Origin of the sequence: Devosia sp. ZB163 (genome assembly GCF_028613635.1) — a bacterium.
Lineage (GTDB): Bacteria > Pseudomonadota > Alphaproteobacteria > Rhizobiales > Devosiaceae > Devosia_A.
Genome location: NZ_JAQRMY010000001.1, coordinates 984,681 through 1,010,601, shown reverse-complemented (window position 1 = coordinate 1,010,601; position 25,921 = coordinate 984,681). Strand labels below are relative to the sequence as shown.

The window sequence follows — 25,921 nt, the reverse complement described above, 5'->3', positions numbered from 1 at the left end:
GAGCGGTCTGGGTGGCTGGCGCTGCGATGGCGGGCTGCGTTGTGGCCACGACGACGGCTGGTGCTGGCTGGACGGGAGGCGATGGCGGCGCGGCGATCTGGGGTGGTGGAGCCGGCGCCGGTGCTGTGGCGGTCGGCGTCGGCACAATCGGCGCGGGAGTTGGCGGCGTGGGGGTGATCGCCGGTGGGGCTGGTGACGGCTGCATCTGGGGCAGCGGGCCGGTCGTGGGCGGTGGAACCGGCTGCGGTTGGTGCGGGATGGTTGCCGAGGTCGATGTGGGTACGGGAAGTGGAGATGCCGCAGGCTGGGAAGGTGGCACGGGAGCTGGAGCGGCGGTGGCTACTGGAGCGGGTACCGGGGGCGACGGGGGTACGGTCGGTGCCGGGGAAGCAGTTGGTGGCGAGGAAGGCAGTGGGGGTGCTGCGACGGGGTTTTGGGCGACGGGAGGAGGTGGAACCGAGGTTGTCGCGGGCGGCCGCGTTGCGGGAGGGGCAGACACCGGGGGTGGTGAGTTGCTCGTCGGCGCCGGCAGCGGGGTCACTGTCACCTGCGGCTGGCCCGAGGGCGTCGGGGTGACGGTGAGCTTCACGGGGGTGCCGGCCGGCAGGGGCGTTGCGAGCTTCAGCACGAAGTTGTCGCTGCCAGAGGAGAGCTGGGTGAAGCCGCCCGGCAGTTCGGCTACCACTTTGGCGGCAATGGTCTGGCCGAGTTTCAGCACCAGCGCATCGAGGCTGGCGCGGGCAAGCCGCACTGCCGCCATGGCCGGATCGGCGGCAGGCTCGGCGCGGCCGCTCAACTGGGCCAGGAGGGTGGCGACATCGGACATGCCGCCACCATGCAGGGAGTCGGGTTAACGGGAGTTAACTGTTGCAGGACTGCGAAAGGCCCCCTCACCCGCCGCTGCGCGGCGACCTCTCCCCCGAAGGGAGACGTGGTGCGTTGGCACGATCGCGCCGCCCCGCACCTCTCCCTCGGGGGGAGAGGTCGGCCAAGGCCGGGTGAGGGGGCCTTCGGTTGCGCCCCCAGTTCAGTGGTGGGCGCCCTTCATCTCGCGCAGTTCTTCGACCGAGCGGACGACCTTGCGGGCGGCGCCGGCCCAGTCACTGGTCTTTACCGTGGCCCTGGCGAGGCGCTCCTTGGCGGCCGGGACGGCGTCGGCGTATTGCGGCAGCCACTCGGCCTGGGCGACGACCATCTCGTCGACCATCTGCCAGACCTCGTCGGGGGTGCAGATGGCGCCGACCAGCGGATCGTGCAGGACGGCGAGCTTCAGCATGTCGATGTTGCCGGTCATTGCGGCCTCGACGCTCATGCGCTGCACCGAGACGGAGACCGAGCAGGTGGCGGCGCAGGCGATCGGCAGCTCGATGCCTTCGACCATGTTGATGCCGAAGCGGTCGACGAAGCCGGGGCTCTCGATGATGGCGTCAGCCGGCAGGTTCCTGATGATGCCGTTGTTGCGACGGTTGAAGTGGCCGCGATACGTGCGGCCGGTCTCGCGCGCCTCGATGATGTAGCTGGCGTGCTCGGTGGTGCGCTTGTGCTCCGAGAGCTGCTTGGTGGCTTCAGCCTTGAACTTGGGGAAATCGGTTTCGAACCAGTTCCGGCGTTCGGTCGAGTGGCGGAGGTAGCCGCCGGTCTCGCCGTGGATCCAGTCGCTCATGTCGATCCAGCGCGAGATTTCCTCGGGGCGCTTGCGGTACCAGGGCAGGTATTCGGAGAGGTGGCCGTTGGACTCCGTCGAGTAGACGCCAAACCGCTTCAGGACGTCGATGCGGACCTTTTCCTGCCTGGAATAGACCGGGTGCTTTTCGAAGCCGGCGATCAGCTCGTCCGCCTCGATCTTGCGGCCCTTGGCGCGGATGTCGATGTACCAGGTCTGGTGGTTGATGCCCGAGCAGACGTAATCGAGGTCGCGGTCGTCGACGCCGAGCACCTGGGCGATCTGGTGGGCGCCGTGCTGGACGCCGTGGCAAAGGCCGACCACGTCGACGCCGCCATAGAGATCGGCGGCCCAGGTGTTCATCGCCATCGGGTTGGCATAGTTGAGGAACAGCGCGCCGGGCTCGGCGACCTCGCGGATGTCCTTGCAGAAATCGAGGATGACCGGGATGTTGCGCTGGCCGTAGAGGATGCCGCCGGCGCAGATGGTGTCGCCGACGCACTGGTCGACGCCGTACTTGAGCGGGATGTTCACGTCGGTCGCGAAGGCCTCGAGCCCGCCGACACGGACGCAGCTCATGATGTAGCGGGCGCCTGATATCGCCTCGCGCCGGTTGGTGGTCGCGGTGACCTTGGCCGGCAGCTTGTTGACCGCCACGATCGACGAGATGATCTGGTGGATCATGTCGAGGTTGTGGGCGTTGATATCGGTCAGCGCGAACTCGACATCGGCGAATTCCGGCACTTTCAGCAGATCCGAGGCCAGGGTCTTGGTGAACCCGACCGAGCCCGCGCCGATGATGGCGACCTTAAACGACATGCCGTTCCTCCCTAACGAAACTGGCATTTTTGTAGCCGCGACGTCCGCAAGCTTGTAGAGGAAAGTCATGCGCTCGCGGGTAATTTCATGCTGTCGGATCTGATCGCGCACGGACACAAGGTGCAGGGCATCGAGGCGCCGCGAGGGCCGCTGGGCTTTCACGTGATGGCCACGGGCGCGGGCTTCGAGAAGCGCCAGAACGAGGTCTACAACTGGGAGGGGCTGAAGCGCGGCGACGCGCCTTTCGTCATCATCCAGCATACGATCGCGGGGCGGGGCGAGCTCGATTTCGAGGGCACGCGGCATGTGCTGTTGCCCGGGCAGACCATGGTGCTGAGCTTTCCGCATGCCAACCGCTACTGGCTCGATCGGGGCCAGACGTGGGAGTATTTCTGGATCGGCGCCAACGGGCGCGAGGCGCTGCGCCTTATCCGGGCGGTGATCGATCTCAAGGGGCCGGTGGTAACCCCGTCGGCGGGGGCGGTCGATCGCATGGCGGGGGCGTGCCTTGCGCTGATGGCGGGGCCGGAACTCAGCGGCACGGTGTCGGCCGCCACTTATGACGCGGTGATGGCGCTCTATGACGGGCTGTTCGGTGCGGCGCCGGATGCCCCCAAGCTGGCAGCTCCGGTGACCCGCGCGCGAGCCTATGTCGAGGCCCATCTCGCGGACCCGCTGGGGGTCGACCGGCTGGCGCGGGTTGCGGGGCTAAGCCGGGCGCATTTCGTGCGGCGGTTCAGCGCCGAGACCGGGCAGAGTCCATCGGATTTCGTGGCACGGACGCGGATGGAGCGGGCGACGCGCCTGCTGATCGCGACCGACCAGCCGGTAAGCCTCATCGCGGCAGCGACCGGGTTTGCCAATGGCAATTATTTCGCCAAGGCCTTCAGGCGGCTCAACGGGGTGTCGCCCAGCGAGTACCGGGCGGCGGCGGCGCGCGGCGGCGACTAGCCCTCGGCGATCCGGCGGGCCCGGGCGAGGACGGGGGCATCGATCATCCGTCCATCGAACTCGAAGGCGCCGGAGTGGTGGGCGGCCTCGGCGATCACGCGAGCAGCCCAGGTCCGCTCCTCGTCGCTGGGCTGGAAGGCGGCATTGAGCACGGGGACGGCCGACGGGTGGACGCAGGTGGCCCCATCGAAGCCGTGGAGGCGGGCCTCGCGGGCCGCTTCGGTCAGGGCAGTGAGATCGGAGTAGTCGGCGATGGAGCGGAGGAGGCCGAGCGAGAGCTTGCCGGCGGCCTTGGCGGCATAGTGCAGCATCAGCTTGGGGTGGCGCAGCACATCCGGGGTGGGCGTCGCGCCGATCGCGAGGGCGAAATCCTCGCTGCCGAGGCAGAGGCCGATGACACGGTGCACGCCGGCGATGGCGCGGGCATCGAGCAGGGCCGCCGGGTCTTCGATGGTCGCGATGAAGCTCATGGCGGGGCGGGCGAGCGAGGCCTCCTCGGCGCGCAGCGTTCCGGCAAGGGATTCGAGGGCACCAGTGGAGGCGGCCTTGGGGATGAGCAATCCCCCTGCCCCGGCGCGACAGGCGGCGAGCGCATCCTCGCGCTGGCGGGGACCGGCGTTCACGCGGACGAAGACCTGGGCGCCAGCCTGGCCAACGCTGGGGACGGCGGTGGCGAGGTTGGCGCGCGCTGCATCCTTGTCGGCCTCGGGGACGGAGTCTTCGAGGTCGAGGATGATGGCGTCGGCGCCGCGCTCATGCGCCTTGGCGATGAAGCGCTCGGAATGCGCCGGCACGTAGAGAAGGGAACGGAGCTTCATCCCAGCACTGTAGCAGGATCGACGCCGGCTTCGATCAACACTTCGGCTGTGTGCTCGCCGAGGTCCGGCGCCGGGCGGCGGAAGGTGCCGGGGGTTTCGCTGAGGCGCGGGACGATGTTGTGGATGGGCAGCGAGCCGAAATCCTTGTCTTCGACATCGATAATGATGCCTCGATCAACGAAATGCTGATCCCTTGCGATATCGGCGATCGAGTAGATCGGTCCGACGGTGGCGCCGGCCTCGCGCATGATGGCGAGTGCCTCGTCGTGGGTGTGGCGGCCGAACCATTCGCCTACGGCAGCATCGACTAGATCACGGTGTTTCACCCGATCGGAGTTGGTGGCGAAGCGCGGGTCGGTGTTCATCTCGGGCTTGCCGATCACCTCGAAGATGCGGCGGGCGACCTGCGGAGTGGAACCGCTCAGCGCCACGTACTGGCCATCGGCGCAGCGGTAGACGTTGCGCGGCGAGGCGGTGTTGGAGGCGGAGCCGGATCTCTCCTTGACCTTGCCGGTGACTTGATAGATCGCGGCTTCGGGGCCGAGGACGGAGTACATGGGTTCGAGCAGGCTGAGGTCGATGACCTGGCCCTTGGCACGCCCACGGAAGCGGGCGAGCAGTGCGGTGACGGTGGCGTTGGCGCCGTAGACGCCGGCGATCATATCGGCCAGCGCCAGCGGCGGCAGCACCGGCTCGCGATCCGGGAAACCGGTGCGGTAGGCGAAGCCCGACATGCCCTCGACGATGGTGCCGAAACCGGGGAACTGGGCGTAGGGGCCGGTCTGGCCGAAGCCGGAGATGCGGACGACGATCAGGTTGGGGTTGGCGGCGAGGAGGGTGTCGGGCGCCAGGCCCATCTCCTCGAGCGTGCCGGGCCGGAAGTTCTCGATGAACACGTCGGCGGTGGCGATCAGGGCCTTCAGCGCGGCCATGTGCGGGGCTTGCCTGAGGTTGAGCTGCACCGAGCGTTTGTTGCGGCCGTAGGTCTTCCAGTAGAGCGAGTGCCCGTCATCGCGCCACTCGCGCAAGGGATCGCCCTGCGGGGGTTCGATCTTGATGACGTCGGCGCCGAAGTCGGCGAGCTGGAGGGACAACATGTTGCCGGCGACGAGGCGGGAGAGGTCGATGACGCGGATGCCGTCGAGAGGGCCGGTGAGGGCGGGGTTGAAGGGGATGGGCTGGGTCATGGTGCAATGCCCATAGATCCAGCGTAGGTCGCCCCCCCTCCCAACCTCCCCCGCAAGGGGGGAGGTGCCGATCGAGTTTGTGGCGACGTGGTGCCACTGGCACAGGCGGGCACCCTCCCCCTTGCGGGGAGGGTTGGGGAGGGGGGTGCCAAGCGCTCGAACACTAGAGTTCCACCACTTCCAGCCGAGCCACCGTCATGCGGCCAGCTGAGGCCATACGCAAGCCGGCTTGGCCGTAGCGGAACTGGCTGTCGCTCGCGGTGACGAGGTCCTTGCCGTCGACGGTTAGGGTGAGCTTGTCGCCCTTGACCGTCAGGGCGACCTTGTGCGCCTCGCCCGGCTTGATCGCGAACGGTGCGCGGGCCAGCACGGTGGTGCCGTGGTCCTGCTTCAGGATCACCGCTTCGCCGTTCTCGAAGCCGGCGGCGTAGAACCGGCTCGTGCCCTGGACACGGGCAGTAACCAGGTGCGACTTGCCGGCGAGGGGGGTGAGGTCGGCGGTGACGGTTACGTCGCGGAGGTAGCCGTTGCCGGTCCAGGCGTCGGCGTCTTCGGCGGTGTGGGCGTGGATGGCGCCGTTCTGGAGGGACCAGTGGCCGCGGTTCCAGGTGAAGCGGGTGATGCCGCCCCACTCCTGCTTTTCGACCTTGGGATCGATGGCGAGCTTGCCCTTGCCCGACACCGAGAACTCGGTGAGGAACAGGCGGCCGAGGAACTTCAGGCGGCCGAAATACTCGACCAGCACGCCGATCTCGTCGATGGCCTCGTCGCCCTCGGGGATGGTGAACTCATAGTCCTGCCAGCCCTCGGAGCTGGGGACGTGCCAGGCGCCGGTTTCGACGATCTCGCGGGAGATGGCGCGGCGGACATAGGGAGCAACGCGGAGGTTCCCGTCGCCGTTCCAGGGGTCGAGCTGCAGCTTGAACTTCACCGTCTGGCCGGCGTCGGCGAGCGGAGTGAACATCGGGCGGTAGCGCTCGTCGTCGAAGTCTTCGCGGCGATAGAAGGGCTTCCAGAAGATGCGGCCACCCTGCCCGCGCTCAAGCCGGTCGAGCAGCACTTCGAGCGCGCCGCGCGAGTTCGGGCCCTGCTTGTCTTTCGCGGCCTTCACCTCGATCTGGTTGAACGGCTCGGTGCGGAACGCGTGGGTGGCGCCCGGCGCATCGAAGTCGAAGCGGACGCCGCGGCGTTCGAAATCCTCGACCCAGAGCGCCGGCGGCTCGTTGCCGTCGAGGCGGAGGGCGAGCACGGTGAGCTCGCGGGCAAAGCTCGGGATATCGACGACGTTGAGCGTACCGATGACGCCGGAGGCGATGACGAAGTCGTTGATGGGCTTGCGATACTTGTCCCAGCTCGGCTGTACGCCCTGGAAGGTGCCGACGATGGCGCAGGCGTTGCCGGCGTTACAGTCGGTGTCCCAGCCGGCCATGGTGGCGATCTCGGCGGTGCGGGTCAGCTCGCCCTCGCCGTAGAGAATGGCCATGACGGTGACGCCGGCATTGGGGATGATGTGGCAGACGCCGGGGTAACGGTCGTAACCCCAGTCGGCGGTGAGCATGTCGCGGCAGGCGCGCCAGTCCTTGGGGTTGGCCTTGTGGAAGTCGATGACGGCGCGGGCGACCTTGGCGTAGGTCGAGTTGGCGTCGATCGTCGACAGGCCGGTCTCGACGATCTCGTCGATGGACTTGGCGACGAACGCCTGGGCGATGGCGGCGGCGCAGAAGCGGGCGCCGTTGAGGCCGTCGCCGTCATGGGCGACCGAGGCGGCCATGGCCGACATTTCGGCGGCGCGCTTCGGGTTGCCCGGGTTCACCCAGCCCCAGCTGTCGATGAAGATCTGGCCGCCGATCTGCTCGGCGACGGTGGTGCCGTTGGTGGCGATGGAGCCGGACTCCGGCGCTTCCATGCCGGACTTGAGGTTCTTGTAGGCGGTGTGCTCGGTGGAGTTGCCGAAGCCGCCCCACCAGTACATGCCGTGCTCTTCGGCGGCGTAGTTGAGCCAGGTGCGGCCGACATCGGCGGCGGTCGCCTTGAGGCCGTAATCGCGCAGGGCGCGGATGAAATAGACCGGGCCGTTGGTGTCGTCGTCGGCGGCGAAATTCTTGAAATCGCGGAGGTACTGGGTGACCTCACCGTAGGTGTTGCGGATGCGCTCATAGCTCCAGATGGTCGGCTCGACCGGCGCGCCGAGGCGGACGCCGATGGCCTTGCCGATGAAGCCGGCATAGATGCGATCGAAGATTGCTTGGGTCGAAAGGGCTTGGGTCGAAAGGGCTTGGGTGGTCAGGGGCATGAACGGTCCTTGGCGTCTGAGTAGGCAAAAGGCCCCCTCACCCGCTGCTTCGCAGCGACCTCTCCCCCAAGGGAGAGGTGGGGCATGGGCGATGTCGTGCCGCTACACCACCTCTCCCTTGGGGGTAGCGCCCCGTGGGGGGAGGTCGGCCGCGGGCCGGTTGAGGAGGCCTTCCCCGAACAGCGTGTCGCGGCTGCGCTCGGCGGCCTCGCGCTGCCGACGGTCGGCGAGGAGGATGTCGGTGGCGGTGGCGGTGAAGCGGTCGGCGGCCGCGGCGAGGTCGAAGCGGTTGGCGCTGTCGAGTGTCGCGCGGTCGGCCGCGTCGATGACGCTCTCGCCGTGCAGGACGCCGAGGATCGCGCCGGCCATGACGCCGATGGAGTCCGTGTCGCGGCCGGAGTTGATGCCGTCCTCGATGGACTTGCGGAAGTCGCCGCCGTTAGCGAGAGCGAAGCCGAGCGCCAGCGGCAGTTCCTCGATGGCGCCGAGCCGCGAGGGCTGATAGGCGGCAGAGAGGCGGCCGGCGCGAGCAGCGGTGTGGTTCACTTCGTCGCCCATCGGCGAATAGCGGCCGATGATGCCGTGGAACCGCTCGACGACGATGGCGTGGTCGACGCCCTTGAGCGTGACGGCCTGCTGGGCAATCTCGGAGATGGCGGCCCTGGTGCCGTCTTTGGCGAGAGCAATCACCGTCTCGACGATCGCCTCGATCGTGGTGCCTGGCACGAAGGCAGCGGCGACGGCGGCGGCGAATACGCCGGCAGCCTCGAGGCCGAAGCTCTCCTGGTGGCCGGAGGCGAAGGCGATGGCTTCATCATAGGCGGCGCGGGGGTCGCAGGCATTCACCACACCGACGGGTGCGATGTACATGGCCGCGCCGCAGTTGACCATGTTGCCGATACCGCCCTGGCGGGGGTCGCAGTTGGCCAGCTGGTGGCGCTGGAAGATCCACTTCTCGGGATAGAACAGGCGATCGATCAGGTTGGCCTCGCGCTGCATCTCGGGGATCCAGCGCGGCTTCCAGGCGATCTGACGCACCATGCCGTCGGCCATGTCCCAGGCGTCGAGATGGCGGTTGGTATCGGCGTAGATATCCATCAGCGCCAGCGTCATCAGCGTATCGTCGGTGACGATGCCGTTGCCGCGAATGCGGTGGTTCCGCTGCTCGGGCGGCAGGTCCATCTTGTGCCAGCGCGCCTCGAGGGAGGTCACACGGCCATAGCGGGCGCGGATATCGGCGGCCGAGAGCTTTTCGACCGGGGCGCCGAGCGCATCGCCGAGAGCGATGCCGTGCAACATGGCGCGGACGCGGCCGCGAAGGGAAGTTCTAGGATCGGTCACTCTTACGTCCTGTGTACTTGGCTACCCCTCACCCGCCCTGTCGGGCACCCTCTCCCACAAGGGGAGAGGTGAAGGGGCCGAGACCTTTCAGTCAGACCTCCTCCCTCGTGGGAGAAGGTGGCCGAAGGCCGGATGAGGGGGAGGTTCCTCACCGGCCTTCGGGCAAACGCCGGGCCTCAGCCGTTCAGCTTGGTCCGGGCGTACTCGTTGAGACGGTCGCCACCGGCGGCCTTCCACTCGGCTACGAAGGCATCCCACTGGTCCATCGAGGCTTCGCCCGAGATGAACTTGTAGACCCAGGCGCGGTAGACGTTCTCGGTCGCATCGAGATCGGCGGCGAAGTCAGCCGGCCAGACGAAGGCATTGTCGGGCTTGAACCAGGCCGAGACGTTCTTCAGCGACTCCTGGGCGGCAGCCGACTTCCACTCCACCGGCGGGACGAAGTTGGAGGCGGCGAAGAAGCGGGCGTACCAGGTCGAGATCTTGTCGGTGACCGTGTAGGTGTCGCCGTCCTTGGTGTATTCCTCGCCCTCAAAGCCCATGCGGTCGAGCATCTGGCCCTCGGTCGAAGCCATGAAGTCGAGGAGCTTGGCCACTTCTTCCTTGTGCTGCGAGGTGGTCGCGATGGCGAAGCCGCGGGCTTCCTTGCTGACGTCCGTCGCCTGCAGCCCCTGGCCGCCCGGGCCTTCCGGGATCGGCAGCAGGGCAAGCTCGACATTGGCATCGGGATGCGCCTGGCGCATCTTGCCGCCATAGATGTCGATGACTTCCGCCGAGGAGCCGAAGATCACGCCGGCCTTACCGGTGTAGAACTTGTCTTCCTTCACGTCGAACTTGGACGTGACGTATTCCTTGTCGTAGAGGCCCTCGGCCGCGAGCTTGGCGTACCAGGCGATCTTCGCCTTTTCCTGCTCGGTGATGCGCGCGTGGACCCACTCGCCGGCGGCGTCCTTCATCCAGGTGCCGGTGATGCCGAAGGCCTGGTTGAAGATCGAGTCGAGCTCGTTGGTGTTGTCGGCGGTGGTGACACCGAAGGTGTTGCCGGGGGTGCCGTCGCCATCGAGATCGGCCTCGTGGATGGCCTTGAAGAAGGCCTCGTATTCATCGACGGTCTTGGGGGCCGGGATGCCGAGCTTGTCCAGCCAGTCCTTGCGGATCACCGGCTGCGGGGCGCGGGGCGGATAGACATAGAGCAGGTAGGGGTAGTTCTCGAGCCGGTCGAGATTGTGCGGCCAGAGCGCTGCCGAGAGGTTCGGCGACTTCTCGATCCAGGGACGCAGGTCCTCGAGGATGCCCTGGTCGGCCATCTTGGCGTCGCCGCCCTGGAAGTAGATCAGGTCGGGGATATCGCCCGAGAGCAGCATGACGCCGAGCGCGTCGGCATAGCCCGAGGACGGCAGGTCGACGATCTGGATGTCGAGATCGGTGCCCTGGGCCTTCAGCGCCGCTTCGATGCGCTCGATATGCGCGACGTCGGGCGGGTTGGTGGTGAGCAGGTCCTTGGACACGACCCGGATCACGGTCGGATCGGCGAAGGCGGGCGCAGCCATCGACAGGCCGAGGGCCAGCGCCGTGGTGGTCATGAGCAGTCGCTTAAGCATGGAATTCTCCTCCGTTATGCTTCGTTTTTTGGTTGGATTGCGGTGCCCATCCACGGTGTCATCCCTGCGAAAGCAGGGACCCATTTCACCGCTTGCGCCGGCTGCGAGTTGGGTCCCTGCTTTCGCAGGGATGACAGCCGGTGGTTGGGAAGTGTGGCGCCGATCCTCATCCCTTCAGTGCTCCGCTCATGGTGCCCTTGGTGAAGAACTTGAGGATCAGCGGGTAGATGGCGAGGATGGGGAGGATCGTGATGATGATCATCCCGGCCTTGAGCGCCTTCAGGTTGATCTGGGCGACGCCGATGTTGTTGGCGGCGTTCTCGGCGCCGACGATGGCGAGCTTGTCACCCTCGACCACGAACTGCCGCAGCACGACCTGCAGCGGGTACTTGGTCTGGTCGGTCAGGTAGATCATCGCCCGGAAGAACTCGTTCCAGTGGAAGACGAGGTAGAACAGGGCAATGGTCGCCAGCGCGGGCTTCGCCAGCGGCAGCACGACCTGGAAGAAGGTCTGGAAGGCATTGGCGCCGTCGAGCTCGGCCGCCTCGATGAGCTCCTCCGGAACCTCCTCGAAGAAGCGAACGAGGATGATCAGGTACCAGGCGTTCACCGCCTTGTAGAGGATGACGCTCCAGTAGCTGTCGAGCAGGCCCATGCGCTTCATCAGGAAGTAGTCGGGGATGATGCCCGGCTCGAAGACGATGGTGATCAGCACCAGGATGAAGATGGCGCGGCGGAACGGCAGCTTCGGCCGGCTGAGGCCCCAGGCCATCAACGCCGTGCCGATGACGCCGATGGCTGTCGCCACGCCGGTGATTAAGATCGAATTGAGAATGCCGCGCTGCACGTTGGGGTGCTGGAGGAGCAGCAGCCAGACATCGAGCGAGAAGCCCGAGGGCCAGATGTCGAGCCCGCTCTTGCCGGCGACCTTGGCCGGATCGGAGAAGGACACGGCGACGAGGTTGAGGATCGGCTGCAGCGTCACCACGACCAGCGCGAGAAGCGTGGTGACGATGATGGCGTACTCGATGCGCTCGAGCGGGGTGCGGCGGATTGCGGTTCCACGCGGTGCGGAGGCCATTACCAGACCCCCTTGCCGGTCAGGCGCTTACTAACGAAATGCGCCGAGAGGATCAGGATCATGCCGAACACGGCCTTGAACAGGCCGGCCGCGGTGGCCAGCGAGTATTCGCCGGTCTTCAACCCGATGCGGTAGACATAGGTGTCGAGGATATCGATCTGGCCGCGGTTCACGTCGTTGAGGAAGTTGATGACCTGGTTGAGATCAGCGCTGAGGAACATGCCCATGTTGAGGATGAAGAGCGTCGCGATGGTCGGCACGATCCCCGGGATGGTGACGTGCAGGACCTTCTGCCAGCGGTTGGCGCCATCGAGCTCGGCCGCCTCGTAGAGCGACTGGTCGATGCCGATGATGGCGGCGAGATAGAGCAGGCTGTCCCAGCCGGCGGAGCGCCAGATCTCGGAGAAGACCAGCACCCAGCGGCTCGAGTTGCCATCGGTCATGAAGGCGGTCGGCTGAGCCCCGAAGAAGCCGGTGATCTGGTTCACGGCACCGTCGGAGGGCGAGAGGATGGCGATGAAGATGCCGGCGATCACGACCCAGCTCAGGAAGTGCGGCAGGTAGATCGCCGACTGCACGAACTTGCGCAGCTTGCCGCTCCGCACCTCGTTGAGCAGGAGCGCGACGATGATCGGAACGGGGAAGACGAAGATGATCTTCAGCGTCGAGATGATCAGCGTGTTCGCCAGCACCTGGTAGAAGACAGGCGAGGAAAACAGCGTCTGGAAGTGCTTTAGTCCCACCCAGATATTGGGTGGTATGATGCGCACCTGCTCGAACGCCATCTTGGCTTCCCAGATCGGCAGGTAGTGCCAGATGAGGAAGAAGACGAGGCCCGGGGCGAGCATGACGTAGTAAGGCCACCAGCGGCGGAATCCGACGGCAATGCGGCGAAACTTGGGAACGTTCCCGGATGATGCCGGAATTGCCGTAGCGCTGTGATCCAGGCTGGACATGGTCTAGCTCCTCACCGCACCTGCGACGCGCAGGGGCGTTTGTGCGCCCAGATCGGCGAGTGAGCCTCGCTCTATCAGGCGGCACGGCAAATAGGTTCGGCCAGCCTGCGGGCGGCCGGCGATTTCGTCGAACAGGGCCAGCGCGGCACGGCGGCCGAGCTCGCGGGCGGGTTTTTCGATGGTGGTGAGCGCCGGCCAGGAGAAGGCCCCTGCCGGCACGCCATCGAAGCCCAGGATGGAAACATCGCGCGGGCACTCGCGGCCAGCCTCGCGGGCGGCAAGGAGCGCGCCCAGCGCAATCAGGTCGTTGGCGCAGAAGACCGCGAGATGGCCGACCGGGCGGCGCGCCATCAGGCGCTGCATGGCGGCATGGCCGCCCTCGAAGGTGTAGTCGCTGTCCTCGGTGAGAAGGACGGCCGGATCCACGTCGCGCTCGAGGCAGTGCTCGTGCACGGTGCGGAGGAACCGGGCACGAGCCAGGCGGGACCTGGGGCCGAGGATCAGTGCCGGCGCGCCGTGCCCGAGGGAATTGAGGTGGTCGAGGCCGAGGCGCACGGCCTGGGCGATGTCGGAGCCGATCGAGGGGGTGTCGGGGAAGCGCTCGGCGCTCGAGCCGATCAGGACGAAGGGCAGGCCGAAGCGGCCGAAATCATCGACATTGTCGGAGACCGGATTGACAATGGCGCCCTCGACGCGGGCCTGGCGCAGGGCGCGCAGGTGACTGGCCTCGCGGTCGTGATCCCAATCGGAGGAGAAGACGAGGAGCGAGGCGCCGTTCTCGCCGACGATGTCCTGCGCGCCACGGGCGACTTCGGCCCAAAAGGGGTTGGTGATGTCGGGGATGACGAGGCCGAACAGGCCCGAGCGGCCGGAGCGCATGCCGACGGCGAGGTGGTTGCGCTCGTAGCCGGCCTGACGGGCGGCCTCGCGGACCTTGTCGCGGGTGGCCTCGTTGACGTCGGAGGAATCGGTGAGGGCGCGGGCGGCGGTGCTCTTCGACACGCCGGCAAGCCTTGCCACATCGATGATTGTCGGGCGCTTGCCCATCCGGCCTCCCCGCCGTTGTCCGGCGATTTCCGGGAACGTTACCGGAAGTGCCGGGATGAGTCCAGCGGCGGCGGTTTCACCAGATTGACGCACCGGTGCGGGGTGGAACTCGCGGGTATCGGGCGGCACTTGTGGGGCTTTTGGCATGAACTTTCAGCAGTTTACCGCCCGCGGGTAGTCGCGGTGCAAGTCGGGGGCGCCTATCGCTGCAACGCCTCACCGACGGTGGCGTGGACCGGACTCTGCCGTGGCCACGCACCGGCAGATCCTGTTCGGCGGCATGGGCTGCCCCAGAGCGGCATGACGACCGGTGGGGGTTTGCGAGGTAGGGCCGCGCCATCGCATGGGTCCCCGGGTCAAGCCCGGGGATGACGGGGGGAATGGCCTGCTTTGATAACTGTCCGGGCAAATCGATCCCGTATGAGCCTGGGGCTCACCCCCTCCCGGCCTCCCCCGTCAAGGGGGAGGTGAAGAGGGGCGGGAGGATGTGCGGCGAGCTAGAAGAACAGGTCGTCGAGAGCGTCGGCGGAGTCGCTGGCCGGCTCCGGCTCTGGCTCTGGTTCGACGGGTATGCCGGTGAAGGTGTCGAGGAGGCGGCGCTCGGCGTCCATGGTGTAGCGGCGGCGCAGGGTGGCAAAGAAGCTCGCAGCCGGCTCTGCGGAGAAGTCGGCGGCGGCGCCCCCGCCCTGTTCCCCGAGTCCGGCGAGGCTGAACTCGATGTCGCTGAGGGCCTCGGAAATGGCGGCATGGTTGGCGAGGGCGCCCACGGCGTCCTCGAGGTGGGCGGCGACGGTGGGGCCGTCGTCGTAGAGTTCGACCAGGGCCTTCTTCATGCGGAAGCCTACGGTCTCGAGCTGTTCGAGGGCCGCGGTGGCCTCGCGCTCGAGGTCGCCGACGCTGGTGGCGCCACTGCCGGCCGACTGGGTGAAGGCGGCCGAGAAGCGGGCGGCATCGTTGAGGCACTGGACGGCCGCCTGGGCGGACACCACCGTCTCACCGGTGAGGGTACGGAGCTGCTGCGCGATGACATCGAGGGCACGGCCGCGCGGGCCGAGCTGGGCGCATTTGACGGCCGCGTTCAGCGACACGAGCCGCATCTTGTACTCGATCTCCTGCACCGCCTCGACGTGGTTGAGCAGCACGCCGACGGTCTCGGAGACGGCGGCGGCAACCCTGTCGAGTTTCTCGCGCTCGCGTTCGCAATCGCGGAGGACAACGACGGCACGGCGGACCGCGCTGTGGAGCTCGGAGAGGGCGGAACGGTTCTCGGCCGAGCCATAGACGGCGCGGGCGTGATCGAGCACGGCCTGCACGTCGTGCGACAGCCGGGTCAGGGCGTCGGCGCCCGAGGCCATCTCGTCGACGAGGGACTCACGCGCGGCGGCGAGCTGGCGGCGCTGGAGTTCGACGACGGGGGCGGTGAGGTCGGGTGCCTGAACGGCGGGATCGACGCCCCCTCCACCATGCTCCGCATGGTCCCCCTCCCCCGCCACGCGGGGGAGGATCAGGGCGGAGACATCCTGGAGGGCCGCTTCGACGTGCTCGACGCGCTGGCGCGTGGCGTCGCCGACCTGGAGGGCCATGACGGTGGTTGCCACCTTGTCGGTGATGGCGCGCGACATCTGGCCGGTGGCGGCGCTGGAGCGCACGGATTCGAGCCGCTGCTCGGTGACCTCGGCGAGATTGCGCTCGAGTTCGGTGGCGAGCGCGGCGAGGGTGTCGCGGTGCGCGGCCTCGAAATTGCCGCGGGCCTCGGCGGCCTCGCCCACGACCGTGGTCAGCGCCTCGTAGGTGCGCGAGAAGCGCTGGATGGTGGTGGCGGCCCCGCCGGACAGCTCGGCGATATCGGTGGTGAAGACGCCGAAATCCTCGAGCTCGGTGACGACGCTGGCGGCAACGACGCGGGCGTTGATGGCGACGATGCCCATCATCTTCACGGTCTTGCGCAGCTCGGCAATGGGGTGGGCGGCGCGGCGGAGGGCCGAGACGAGGCCCTGCAGGTCGTCGCGCTCGCTTCCAAGGGCGACGGAGATCTCGCCGGCGCGGCTGCCGACAATGGACAAGCGGCTCGTCGCTTCGGCCAGGTCCTCGCCGCCGAGGTCGTTGGGCAGCGCCTCGAAGGTATCGGTGACGCGCAACAGGACCGAGGCGCATTCGGACAGGTGGTTGCCGACGGCGACGAAGGCGCCGTCGATCGCCTCGCGCGGGGCGGCAAGATCGGCGGCGAGCGCCAGCAGCCGGGCCGCCTGCTGGTCGGGGGCAACGGCCCCGGCGACCTCGTGCTGTCTCTCTTCCCCGGCGACGCCGGGGAGGATCAGGGCTTCGGCGTCCTGCATCAGGCGGCTCCCTTCCTGAGGGCGGCGTAGGTGGTGATTTCGGAAGCGACGCGGCGGAGCGACACGACCTTCTGGGCGGCGCCGAGCGCGATGGCTTCCTTTGGCATGCCGAAGACCACGGAGCTCTCCTCGTCCTGCGCCAGGGTGGCGGCGCCGGCCTGCTTCATTTCGAGCAGCCCCTTGGCGCCATCGTCGCCCATGCCGGTCAGGATGATGCCGAGCGCATTGCGACCGGCGCCATAGGCGGCCGAGCGGAACATCACGTCGACCGAAGGCTTGTGGCGGGAGACGTGCGGGCCATCGACGACCTGCACGGTGTAACGCGTGCCCGAGCGCTGGAGCGTCATGTGGTGACCGCCGGGCGCGATGAGGACGCGCCCCGGTTCGACCACGTCGCCATCCTCTGCTTCCTTGACGCGGACCTGACAGAGAGTGTCGAGCCGGCGCGCGAAGGCGGCGGTGAAGCGTTCGGGCATGTGTTGGACAATGATGATGCCGGGCGTGGTGGCCGGCAGCTCGACGAGGATGTCGCGCAGCGCCTCGGTGCCGCCGGTCGAAGCGCCGATGCAGATGATCGGCTCGGTGGTCGGCATGGTGGCGGCGGACGATGCGGCGCGGGCGGCCGAGCGGGGCGGGATCACCGCATCGGCGGTGAGCTTGGCCTCGACATTGAGCTTGGGCGCCGGCGGGCGCCCCCCGCCCTTGAGGCGGGCATGCGCGGCACTCCTCGCGGCAGCGCAGATGCGCTCGCGCGAGTCGCTGAGGAACTGGGCCGTGTCGACGCGGGGCTTGGCGACGACATCGACCGCGCCGGCCTCGAGCGCCTCGATCAGCGTGTCGCTGCCCTCGCTCGCGTGCGAGGAGCAGATGACCACGGGAATTGGCCGCTGCGACATCAGCTTGCGGAGGAAGGTGAGGCCATCCATGCGCGGCAGCTCGATATCGAGGAAGATGACATCGGGCACCTCGTGCCGGATGCGCTCGACCGCGATGTAGGGATCGGCGGCGGTGGCCATGACCTCGAGCTCGGGGTCGGACGCAATGATGTCGCTGAGCGTGGTGCGGACAGCGGCGGAATCGTCGACGATCAGGACGCGGATCTTGCGGTCGGGTTCGGCGGCGGACATGGCGAGACCTAGAGCTTCTGGAAGACGGCGGGAGCGACCTGCCGCACGGCGAGCGACGTGCCGATCATGGATTCGGAGTGGCCGAGGACGAGGTAGCCGCCGGGGCGGAGGTGACCGACGAGACGCGTCACCACGGCTTCCTGGTCGGCCTTCTCGAAATAGATCAGGACGTTGCGCAGGAAGACGATGTCGACGTCGCGATCGAAGGGGTAGCTGCCGTCCATCAGGTTGAGATGGTTGAAGCGCACGAGCCGGCGCAGCTCGGGCACGATACGGACCTCGCGGCGGGCCCCAGCGCGGCGGGGGTGCATGACGTAGCGGCCTTGCATCTCGGGGGGCACGGGCGCAATCATCTCGGCCGGGTAGACGGCGCGCCGGCCCTGGGCGAGCACGGCGGTGGAGATGTCGGTACCGAGGATGGCGAAGCGGAAATCGTTGCGCTGGGCCTGCAGGTCGTTGAGCACCATGGCGAGCGTATAGGCCTCGGCGCCGGTGGAGCTGGCGGCGCTCCACACCTTGAGCAGGCAGTTGCGCTCGCCCCGTGACGCCACGAGGTTGGGCACCATGTGGTCGACGAGGTAGTCGAAGTGCTCGGCCTCGCGGAAGAAGTCCGTCTTGTTGGTGGTCACCGCGTTGATGAGGTGGGTGAGCTCGCGTTCGAGCCCGCCCTGCTTGAACAGGAAGTCGCAATAGGAGGCGAAATCGGCCTGGCCGAGGGCGCGCATGCGCTTGCGCAGGCGTCCCTCCACCATCAGCCGCTTGCCGGGCGGCAGCTTGATGCCGGCCTCGCCCTCGATGAGCGTGGCGATGCGCCCGAAATCGAGGGCGCTGAGGTGATCTTCGCCATCGTCTTCGATGGGGCGGGCCTTGAGGGCGAGGTTGCGCAACGGGGGATCTCGCGGAAGGGAATGCGGAAGGATCAGGCGGCCTGGGCGACGCCGCCGCCGAGCAGCCGATCGAGATCGAGCACGGTGACGAAGTTGCCGTTGCGGCGGCCGATGCCGGCGACGGCATGGGCGCGCCACTCGCCGGAGACGGCCGGCGGCTGGTCGAGCGCGTCGCTGTCGAGCACGGTGACCTCGTAGACGCGGTCGGTGCGCAGGCCCACCGTCATCGGCGCCGTGGCGCCGTTGACGTTGAGCACGACGATGCGGGTGTTCTCGGTGTCGTCGGCCTCCGGCAGGCCGAGGGTCAGCCGCAGGTCGAGCACAGGAATGCCTTCGCCGCGGACATCGGTCATGCCGAGAAGGTTCGGCGGAGCCTGCGGCAGGCGTGCCACCGGCCGCATCTCGAGGATCTCCTGCACCTTCTCCACCGGGGCGGCGAAGAGCTCGCCGTTCACCCCCAGAGTCACGTACTGCGCCTTGTCGGCCATCTCATTCTCCTCAGGCTGCGCCGCGACGGGTGAACTCGCGGTCGAGCTCGTCCTCGCTGCTGTCGTCGATATCGAGATCGAAGCCGCCGTTGCCGCTGGCCTGCCGGACCGGCTTGCGGGACGACTGCTCGGCGGGCCGGGCGGCTTCGCTGCGGGCAGCGGGCCGGCGGTAGGACGGCTTGCGCGGGGTTTCGACGGCGGCCTGGTTGCGTGCCGCCTCGATGCGGAAGTAGCTGATGGCGTTCTGCAACTGCTCGGCCTGGCTGGCCAGCTCCTCGGAGGTCGCCGACATCTCTTCGGCGGCCGAGGTGTTCTGCTGGGTCACCTTGTCGAGCTGCTGGATGGCGACGTTGACCTGCGCCGCCCCGGCATTCTGCTCGCGGGCACCGGCGCTGATCTCCTCGACCAGCTCGGCGGTACGCTGGATGTCCGGCACGAGGCGGCCGAGCATGTCGCCGGCGGACTGCGCGGTCTTCACCGTGGAGTCGGAGAGGGTGGAGATCTCGGCGGCGGCAGCCTGGCTGCGCTCGGCGAGCTTGCGCACTTCGGAGGCGACGACCGCGAAGCCACGACCGTGCTCGCCGGCACGAGCGGCTTCCACCGCGGCGTTGAGGGCGAGCAGGTCGGTCTGGCGGGCGATCTCCTGCACCACCATGATCTTGGCCGCGATGGTCTGCATGGCGGCGACCGCGTTGTTGACGGCCTCGCCGGAGGCGATGGCGTCGGCGGCCGACTGGCGGGCGATCTTCTCGGTCTGGGTGGCGTTGTTAGCCGACTGCTTGATGGTCGCGGCCATCTCTTCCATCGAGGCCGAGGCCTCTTCGGTCGAGGAGGCCTGCTCGGTGGCACCCTGGCTCAGCTGCTCGGCGGTGGCCGAGAGTTCCTGGCTGCCGGCCGAGACATTGTTGGCCGAGCTGATCGCCTCGGCGATCACGTCGCGCAGCTTTTCGACCATGCGCTGAAGCGCCAGGCCGAGCGTATCCTTGTCCGAGAGCGGCCTGGGCTCGACGGTGAGGTCGCCGTCGGCGATTCGGTCGGCGAGGCCGGCAGTGGTGCGGAGGTTGGCGGTCATCTCGTTGACCTTGGCGACGAGATCCTTGATTTCGTCATTGGTCTTGACGGTGACGGTGTTGTCGAGGTCGCCGATGGCGACGGCGTTCACCGCCTGGGTGACGCGGCTCAGGCCCTTCGAAATGCCGAGGATGATCCAGGTGGCGGCACCGGCGGCGATCAGCACGGTGCCGATCAGGAGGCCGATGACCAGCATGGTGGAGCCGGCCGAGAGCTCGTGGGCGTGATGGACCGCCTCGTCGAGCTGGCTGTTGTTGAGCGCGACGACTTCCTCGAGCGCGGCTTCCGCTTCATGTAGCACCGTGGCGCCCTTGTCGGTCGCGAGCGCGTAGGCCTCGACATCGAGGTTGGCAGTCGCGAGGCGGCGGATTTCGGCGTGCTCGATCAGGTACTCGTCGAACCTGGCGGTGAACTTTTCGACCGCAGGGCGGCCGGCCTCGCTGGAGCGCTGGCTCAGGTCGGCAGCGCCTTGGCGGATCTCGCCGATGAGGCGATCGAGCGTGGCGGTGAGCTCTGTGGTCTGCGCCGTGGTCGTGGCGAGCATCAGGTCGTGCTCGTCGCGCGAGAATTCGAGCAGGTCGCGCTCAAGCGCCCAGGCGATCTCGATGCGCTTGACGTTGTTTTCCATGGCGGCAGTGAACGCAGCATCCATGCTGTTGAGGCTCTGGAGCGCAATGAACATGCTCACGGCCGAGAGGGCGATAATGCCCACGAAGGTGGCGGCGAGCTTCAGCTTGATCGTAATTCTCAAAATATCCCCCAAACTATCGCACCGGTCCCAACCGGCCTGATGGGTAGTGCCGGACCGCGGGCTCATCCCGCGATCCGGTCGGTCCTGGTCAGGTCAGGCGCTGCGGCGCGAGAACTCGGCGTCGAGGTCGTCGCCCATATCGTCGAGTTCGAGATCGAAGCCGCCGCCGGAAGCGCGGGCCGGAGCCTTGGTGCGCTTGAGGTGCGGGGCCTTCTGCATGATCTCGTCGCGCAGCTGTGCGCTCTTGATGGCCCGCTGCGGGGCGCGATCGGCAGCCGTCGCGACGCGCGCCTGCTGGCTCTGGTCGATGCGGAAGTAGCTGATGGCGCTCTGCAGCTGCTCGGCCTGGCTGGCCAGCTCCTCGGACGTCGCCGACATTTCCTCGGCGGCCGAAGTGTTCTGCTGGGTCACCTTGTCGAGCTGCTGGATGGCGGTGTTGATCTGCGCGGCACCGGCATTCTGCTCACGCGAGCCGGCGGAGATCTCGTCCACCAGTTCGGCCGTGCGGCGGATGTCCGGCACGAGCTTGCTCAGCATATCGCCAGCCGAACGGGCGGCCTTCACGGTGTCGACCGAGAGGGTGGAGATCTCGGCGGCGGCAGCCTGGCTGCGTTCGGCGAGCTTGCGCACTTCGGAGGCGACGACCGCGAAGCCACGACCATGTTCGCCGGCACGGGCGGCTTCCACCGCGGCGTTGAGGGCGAGCAGGTCGGTCTGCCGGGCGATCTCCTGCACGACCATGATCTTTTCGGCGATGGTCTGCATGGCGTTCACCGCATTGCCCACGGCTTCGCCGGAGGTGTTGGCGTCGGCAGCCGACTGGCGGGCGATCTTCTCGGTCTGGGTGGCGTTGTCGGCCGACTGCTTGATGGTCGCAGCCATCTCTTCCATCGAGGCCGAGGCCTCTTCGGTCGAGGACGCCTGCTCGGTGGCACCCTGGCTCAGCTGCTCGGCGGTGGCCGAGAGTTCCTGGCTGCCGGAGGCGACGTTGCGGGCAGCGGTCGTGACTTCCGACACCACTTCGCGAAGCTTGCGGGTCATCAGGTTGAGGGCATCGATCACGTCCTTGATCTCGTCGTCGGACTTGACCTTGGCCTCAGCGCTGAGATCGCCACCGGCGACGGCATTGGCGAGGCCCAGGGCGGCGCCCAGCGACTTCGAGATCGAGATGATCATCCAGATGGCGGCAAGAGCGGCGATGACGACAGAGCCGATCAGCAGCGACAGGAGCAGTATCATCGAGCTGTTGTAGAGCTGCTCGGCGTCGGCATCGGCCTGCGTCAGCAGTTCACGCAGACGGACGACCATGCTTTCAAGCGAGGCGTTGGCGGAGCGACGCAACTCGTTGGCGACATCGGAAGCTGCCTCGGCATTGAAGTCCCCGCGCTGCATGCTGACGTTGACAGCCTTGTCCATGGCCGCGCCGAGCCCCTCGAGGGCCCTGGCAGCGTCCGCGACCAGGCCCGCCTCGCTGGCGGGCGCCTGGCGCTGCAGAGCCGGGAACAGCTCGGCAAGGCTAGCGAGCCCGGCCTTGTAGTCGGCGAACCACTTGTCCTGAAGCTCGGGATTGCTGGCGGCCAGGAGGACGTTGCGCTGCTGGCGGAAGACGTCGGTGATGTTCATGAACGCCTGGGAGGCGGACTGGTAGGCCGGGAAGGCCGAGACGTCGCCGGCGGCAACGCGGGCACCCAGCGCCTTGGTCAGCGCGGTCATCGCTTCCTCGACCTGGCCGAGCGCGGCGCTGCCTTCGGTCGAGGTGATCTCGAGCGCGGCGGTATCGGTGTTGAGCTTGGCCAGCTCCTCGACCTTGAGGGTCTGCGCCTTGAGCTCGAGCATGTGGGCGTTGAACTGGGTGAGGTCGGCGCGGACCGTCTCGTCGTGGACGTTGCCCTCGAGGTAGGCCTGCAGCTGGTCGATCTCGGCGCTGTTCTCGGCGATCTTGGAACGGTAGTCCTCGATCTCGGCCAGATCGTCGCTGATGATCATGGCACGCAGGCGCGAACCGATGCTCTCGAGGCCGGTCTGGATATCGCCGACGGCGATCGTGTTGGCCGACTGCACGTTGACGATGATGTCGAGCGACTGGTTGATCTTGTCGAGGTTCTGCAGAGCAATGAACATGCTCACCCCCGACATGACCGTGATGGCACCGAAGACGGCCGCCAGTTTTGCCTTGATAGTCAGTCTCACGATGCGGACCTTTCCTCTGCCGTAGACGTGCCGCTTCTGCGGCCTTCGATCTCGAAAATACGTTGCATGTCGGGGATGATGATGAAGTCCCCCCGGCGCTTGCCGATGCCGCGCACGTAGTCGGGGCGCCAGCGCATGCCGACGCGCGGGGCCTCCTCGATGGCGGCCGGCTCGATGTCGGTGACGTCGTAGACCTTGTCGGCGACGATGCCGACGACGGTCGGCTCCTGGTCGATCTCGGTCTCGATGACGACGATGCGGGTGTCCTGGTCGGGCTCGACCTCGGCCATGCCGAAGGCGACCTTGAGGTTGGCGAGGGGCACGACGCGCCCCCGCACGTTGATGAGCCCGAAGGCGAAGGCCGTGGAGTTCGGCACTTCGGTGACGGGGACGAGATCGAGGATCTCGCGCACGCTCTCGGCCCTGATGGCGAAGAGCTCGTCATCGAGGCGCAGCGTCAGCGCCCGCATGGGTTCGGTGAAGGTGGTCATGCGGCGGCCCTGCCGTTCTCGTTCCGGAACTTCTCCTCGTAGGCCTGCCCGTAGGAGACGAGGCGCGAGGTATCGAGGATGAGCGCCACGGCGCCATCGCCCAGGATCGTCGCGCCCGAGAAGGTCTCGATGCCGGCATGGAGATGCGACAGCTGCTTGATGACGGTCTGGTTGTTACCGATGATCTGATCGACGACGAGACCGGCGCGGCCCTCGCCCGAGGAGATGATGACCACCTTCTGGTGGGCATCGGGCTCGCCGGGCGTGCTGAACAGGTCGCGCAGGCGCAGGAACGGCACGAGGCTGCCGCGGATATCGAGGAAGTTGCGGCCGCGCGAGTGCGTGGCGACGCTGGCCGGCAGCTCGACGCATTCCTCGACCGCCGAGAGCGGGATCGAGTAGCGGCCGTTGCCGACGCGAATGAGCATGCCCTCGACGATGGCAAGCGTGAGCGGCAGGCGCAGGGTGAAGGTGGTCCCCTCGCCCGGACGGGTCGTGAGCTCGATCTTGCCGCGCAGGCCATCGATGGTGCGCTTGACCACATCCATGCCGACGCCGCGACCGGAGAGCGAGGTCACTTCCTTGGCGGTCGAGAAGCCGGGGGCGAAGATCATGTAGTAGAGATCCTGATCGGCGATCCGGGTCTCGGGCGTGATCAGCCCCTGCTCTTCGGCCTTGGCGCGGATGCGGGCCGCGTTCAGCCCGGCGCCGTCGTCGGTCACCGAGATCGCGACCTCGGCGCCGGCATAGACGGCCGAGATGCGCACTGTGCCCTTGGCGGACTTGCCGGCCTTGATGCGCTGTTCGGCGCTCTCGAGACCGTGGTCGACCGAGTTGCGGATCAGGTGGACGAGCGGATCGGCGAGCCGCTCGATCATGGTCTTGTCGAGTTCGGTTTCCTCACCCGTGGTGATGAACTCGATTTCCTTGTCGAGCTCGCGGCTGAGGTCGTGGACCAGGCGGCGGAAGCGCGAGAAGATCGTGCCGATGGGCACCATGCGGATGCCCATGGTGGTGTCGCGCAGGCCCGAGCTCAGGCGCTCCAGTTCCTCGGCGACGGTCTTGAGGTTGCCGTCGGCGCTGAGTGCGGCCAGCTGACTCAGCCGGGCCTGGGCGATAACCAGTTCGCCGACCTTGTCCATGAGCTCGTCGAGGCGCTCCGCGGGGACGCGCATGGAGGTCGAGGCGGTCTCGGACTTGGCGGCCGTGGCTTCCCTGGCCTCCTTCGACGGCTTTGCCGCCTTGGGCGCCGGCACATCCGCGACGACGGCCAGGGCCTCGACTTCCTCGGCGAGGATATCGAGGATGGCCTCGGCTGCCGGCGGCAGCTCGGGCTCGGTCATGGCGGCGATGGCGAGGGGCTCGATCGAGAGCTCCATGCCGTCCTTGAGGAAGAGGAAGACATCGTCGAGCGCGGCAACCGGATCCGCGTGCGTCAGGTCGACCTGCCAGCCGATGAGGCAGGACTCGGGGTCGATGACCTCGAGGCCCGGTACGGCATCGACAAGCGCGGTGACCTCGCAGGGGCCGAGATCGGCGATCTCGCCGAGCAGCAGCATCGGGTTGGTGCCGTGCACCAGGGCATCGGCAGGCAGCCGGAAGCGGATACGCCAGCGGCCGGTGGGCTCGAGCGGCACGCCGGCAGCCGGCGCGGGGTCGATCATGGGCGCGTCCGGGAAGCTGTCGCCTTCGACGATGCCACGGAGGGCGGCAAGGATCGGCTCGCCGGCGCCGTCGGCACTGTCGGGCGCCTCGATCAGGGCGTGCACGTGGTCCTTGGCGTCGAGCGCAACGGCGATGAGTTCGGGCGTGATCGGCGACAGGCCCTTGCGGACCTTGTCGAAGGCGGTCTCGAACTCATGCACGAAGCTCGCGACATCGGTGAAACCGAACATCGCGCCGGAGCCCTTGATGGTGTGCAGGGCTCGGAAGACGGCGTTGACCAGGTCGTCGTCGGCGGGGTTGTGCTCGAGGTCGAGCAGGCCCTGCTCGAGCTGCTCGAGCAGCTCGCGCGCCTCCTGGCGGAAAGTCTCGGCGGGATCGTTGCTCATGCGCCGGTCACCTTCTTGATGACGGCCAGCAACTGGTCCTGCTTGAAGGGTTTTACGATCCAGCCGGTGGCACCGGACTCGCGGGCCTGACGCTTGAGCTCCTCGTCGGACTCGGTGGTGAGCAGGATCACCGGGATGCCCTTGCCGGCGGGGTGCTGGCGGAACTTCTTCAGGAACTCGAGCCCGTTCATGACGGGCATGTTGAGATCGGTGACGACGGCGTGGACCGTCTGGGTGGTGGCCGTGTTGTAGCCTTCGAGCCCGTTGCCGGCCTCGAGCACGTTGAGCCCGGCCCCCTTGAGGGTCATGGCGACCATCTGCCGGATGGAGGCAGAGTCGTCGATGGTGAGGATGGTCTTGGTCATGCCGCCTCGCGTGCGATGGTCCAGGAAAGGGTGGGCACCTTCGAGCTGCCGTCACCGGCAACGAAGCCGGCCGCTACCAGCGCCCGCGCCATGGGGCTGCCGGGGCTGGCCGTGAGGCTCAGCGTGCGGCCCCGTTCGGCGGCGGTGCGCGCCGCGGAGGCGAGCAACTGCAGGACGGCGACATCGACGCTTTCGACGGCATCGGTGACGACGACGATCGCGTCGTAGCCGGCCACGGCTGCGCTGAGTTCGGCCTTCAGTTCTGAAATTGTGCGCAAGGAGAGATCGCCGCTCAAGTGGAGCGGGTGCGGACTGGATCTCGACATGGGTTCGTTCTGGCCCCGAGTGAGTATGGCTTCTGCGATACAGTGTGCCTTAGAGCGCAAGCGACCGTCGTCGCCGGAACG

21 protein-coding genes are annotated in these 25,921 nt (G+C 67.5%); 2 read left to right on the top strand and 19 right to left on the bottom strand.

The features are described 5' to 3' along the window. Window positions 1-11 precede the first annotated feature (11 nt). The gene (locus tag PRN20_RS05175; RefSeq protein WP_273956005.1) at window positions 12-854 is read left to right on the top strand and encodes a hypothetical protein; all 843 of its coding nucleotides are present in this window, start codon (window positions 12-14) and stop codon (window positions 852-854) included. 173 nt (window positions 855-1,027) lie between these two features. On the opposite strand, the gene PRN20_RS05170 is transcribed toward PRN20_RS05175, so the two are convergent. Next, window positions 1,028-2,482 (bottom strand): alpha-glucosidase/alpha-galactosidase, encoded by a 1,455-nt coding sequence (locus tag PRN20_RS05170; RefSeq protein WP_273956003.1) that lies wholly within the window; start codon window positions 2,480-2,482, stop codon window positions 1,028-1,030. An 87-nt stretch (window positions 2,483-2,569) separates the two neighbouring features. On the opposite strand from PRN20_RS05170, the gene PRN20_RS05165 reads away from it, so the two are divergent. Beyond that, the gene (locus PRN20_RS05165) at window positions 2,570-3,433 is read left to right on the top strand and encodes an AraC family transcriptional regulator (protein WP_273956002.1); all 864 of its coding nucleotides are present in this window, start codon (window positions 2,570-2,572) and stop codon (window positions 3,431-3,433) included. On the opposite strand, the gene PRN20_RS05160 is transcribed toward PRN20_RS05165, so the two are convergent. From PRN20_RS05160 to PRN20_RS05075, 18 genes are all read right to left on the bottom strand, one after another. Continuing rightward, a complete protein-coding gene (locus tag PRN20_RS05160) occupies window positions 3,430-4,251 on the bottom strand; it encodes an HpcH/HpaI aldolase/citrate lyase family protein (RefSeq protein ID WP_273956001.1) in 822 nt (273 codons plus the stop codon). The genes PRN20_RS05165 and PRN20_RS05160 overlap by 4 nt on opposite strands. After that, window positions 4,248-5,438 (bottom strand): CaiB/BaiF CoA transferase family protein, encoded by a 1,191-nt coding sequence (locus PRN20_RS05155; RefSeq protein WP_273956000.1) that lies wholly within the window; start codon window positions 5,436-5,438, stop codon window positions 4,248-4,250. Before PRN20_RS05155 ends, PRN20_RS05160 begins: the two co-directional genes overlap by 4 nt. 163 nt (window positions 5,439-5,601) lie before the next feature. After that, window positions 5,602-7,731, bottom strand: coding sequence for an ADP-ribosylglycohydrolase family protein (locus tag PRN20_RS05150; RefSeq protein WP_273955999.1), 2,130 nt, complete (start codon window positions 7,729-7,731; stop codon window positions 5,602-5,604). 102 nt (window positions 7,732-7,833) lie between these two features. After that, a complete protein-coding gene (locus PRN20_RS05145; RefSeq protein WP_273955998.1) occupies window positions 7,834-9,072 on the bottom strand; it encodes an ADP-ribosylglycohydrolase family protein in 1,239 nt (412 codons plus the stop codon). A 176-nt stretch (window positions 9,073-9,248) separates the two neighbouring features. Further along, complete coding sequence (locus PRN20_RS05140) at window positions 9,249-10,673, bottom strand: extracellular solute-binding protein (protein WP_273955997.1); 1,425 nt, start codon at window positions 10,671-10,673, stop codon at window positions 9,249-9,251. Between the two features lie 166 nt (window positions 10,674-10,839). Next, on the bottom strand, window positions 10,840-11,754 hold the full coding sequence (locus tag PRN20_RS05135; RefSeq protein ID WP_273955996.1) for a carbohydrate ABC transporter permease: 915 nt from the start codon (window positions 11,752-11,754) through the stop codon (window positions 10,840-10,842). Continuing rightward, window positions 11,754-12,710 (bottom strand): ABC transporter permease, encoded by a 957-nt coding sequence (locus tag PRN20_RS05130; protein WP_273955995.1) that lies wholly within the window; start codon window positions 12,708-12,710, stop codon window positions 11,754-11,756. The genes PRN20_RS05135 and PRN20_RS05130 overlap by 1 nt, the downstream gene beginning before the upstream one ends. A gap of 3 nt (window positions 12,711-12,713) precedes the next feature. Next, a complete protein-coding gene (locus PRN20_RS05125; protein ID WP_273955994.1) occupies window positions 12,714-13,757 on the bottom strand; it encodes a LacI family DNA-binding transcriptional regulator in 1,044 nt (347 codons plus the stop codon). Between the two features lie 497 nt (window positions 13,758-14,254). After that, complete coding sequence (locus PRN20_RS05120) at window positions 14,255-16,093, bottom strand: hypothetical protein (protein WP_273955993.1); 1,839 nt, start codon at window positions 16,091-16,093, stop codon at window positions 14,255-14,257. Then, window positions 16,093-17,220, bottom strand: coding sequence for a protein-glutamate methylesterase/protein-glutamine glutaminase (locus PRN20_RS05115; RefSeq protein ID WP_273955992.1), 1,128 nt, complete (start codon window positions 17,218-17,220; stop codon window positions 16,093-16,095). Before PRN20_RS05115 ends, PRN20_RS05120 begins: the two co-directional genes overlap by 1 nt. Window positions 17,221-17,228: 8 nt before the next feature. After that, window positions 17,229-18,107 (bottom strand): CheR family methyltransferase, encoded by an 879-nt coding sequence (locus PRN20_RS05110; protein WP_443112528.1) that lies wholly within the window; start codon window positions 18,105-18,107, stop codon window positions 17,229-17,231. A gap of 32 nt (window positions 18,108-18,139) precedes the next feature. Further along, the gene (locus tag PRN20_RS05105) at window positions 18,140-18,595 is read right to left on the bottom strand and encodes a chemotaxis protein CheW (protein WP_273955991.1); all 456 of its coding nucleotides are present in this window, start codon (window positions 18,593-18,595) and stop codon (window positions 18,140-18,142) included. Window positions 18,596-18,605: 10 nt separating this feature from the next. After that, window positions 18,606-20,417 (bottom strand): methyl-accepting chemotaxis protein, encoded by a 1,812-nt coding sequence (locus PRN20_RS05100; protein ID WP_273955990.1) that lies wholly within the window; start codon window positions 20,415-20,417, stop codon window positions 18,606-18,608. A 93-nt stretch (window positions 20,418-20,510) separates the two neighbouring features. Further along, window positions 20,511-22,607 carry a HAMP domain-containing methyl-accepting chemotaxis protein gene (locus PRN20_RS05095; RefSeq protein ID WP_273955988.1) on the bottom strand — a complete coding sequence of 699 codons (2,097 nt, stop codon included), beginning with the start codon at window positions 22,605-22,607 and terminating at the stop codon, window positions 20,511-20,513. Next, window positions 22,604-23,098, bottom strand: a complete 495-nt coding sequence (locus tag PRN20_RS05090) for a chemotaxis protein CheW (RefSeq protein ID WP_273955987.1) — start codon at window positions 23,096-23,098, stop codon at window positions 22,604-22,606. The genes PRN20_RS05095 and PRN20_RS05090 overlap by 4 nt, the downstream gene beginning before the upstream one ends. Continuing rightward, entirely contained in the window at window positions 23,095-25,149 is a 2,055-nt protein-coding gene (locus PRN20_RS05085; protein ID WP_273955986.1) for a chemotaxis protein CheA, read from the bottom strand. The genes PRN20_RS05090 and PRN20_RS05085 overlap by 4 nt, the downstream gene beginning before the upstream one ends. Continuing rightward, window positions 25,146-25,514 carry a response regulator gene (locus PRN20_RS05080; protein ID WP_273955985.1) on the bottom strand — a complete coding sequence of 123 codons (369 nt, stop codon included), beginning with the start codon at window positions 25,512-25,514 and terminating at the stop codon, window positions 25,146-25,148. The genes PRN20_RS05085 and PRN20_RS05080 overlap by 4 nt, the downstream gene beginning before the upstream one ends. After that, entirely contained in the window at window positions 25,511-25,840 is a 330-nt protein-coding gene (locus PRN20_RS05075) for an STAS domain-containing protein (RefSeq protein ID WP_273955984.1), read from the bottom strand. Before PRN20_RS05075 ends, PRN20_RS05080 begins: the two co-directional genes overlap by 4 nt. Window positions 25,841-25,921: the final 81 nt, after the last annotated feature.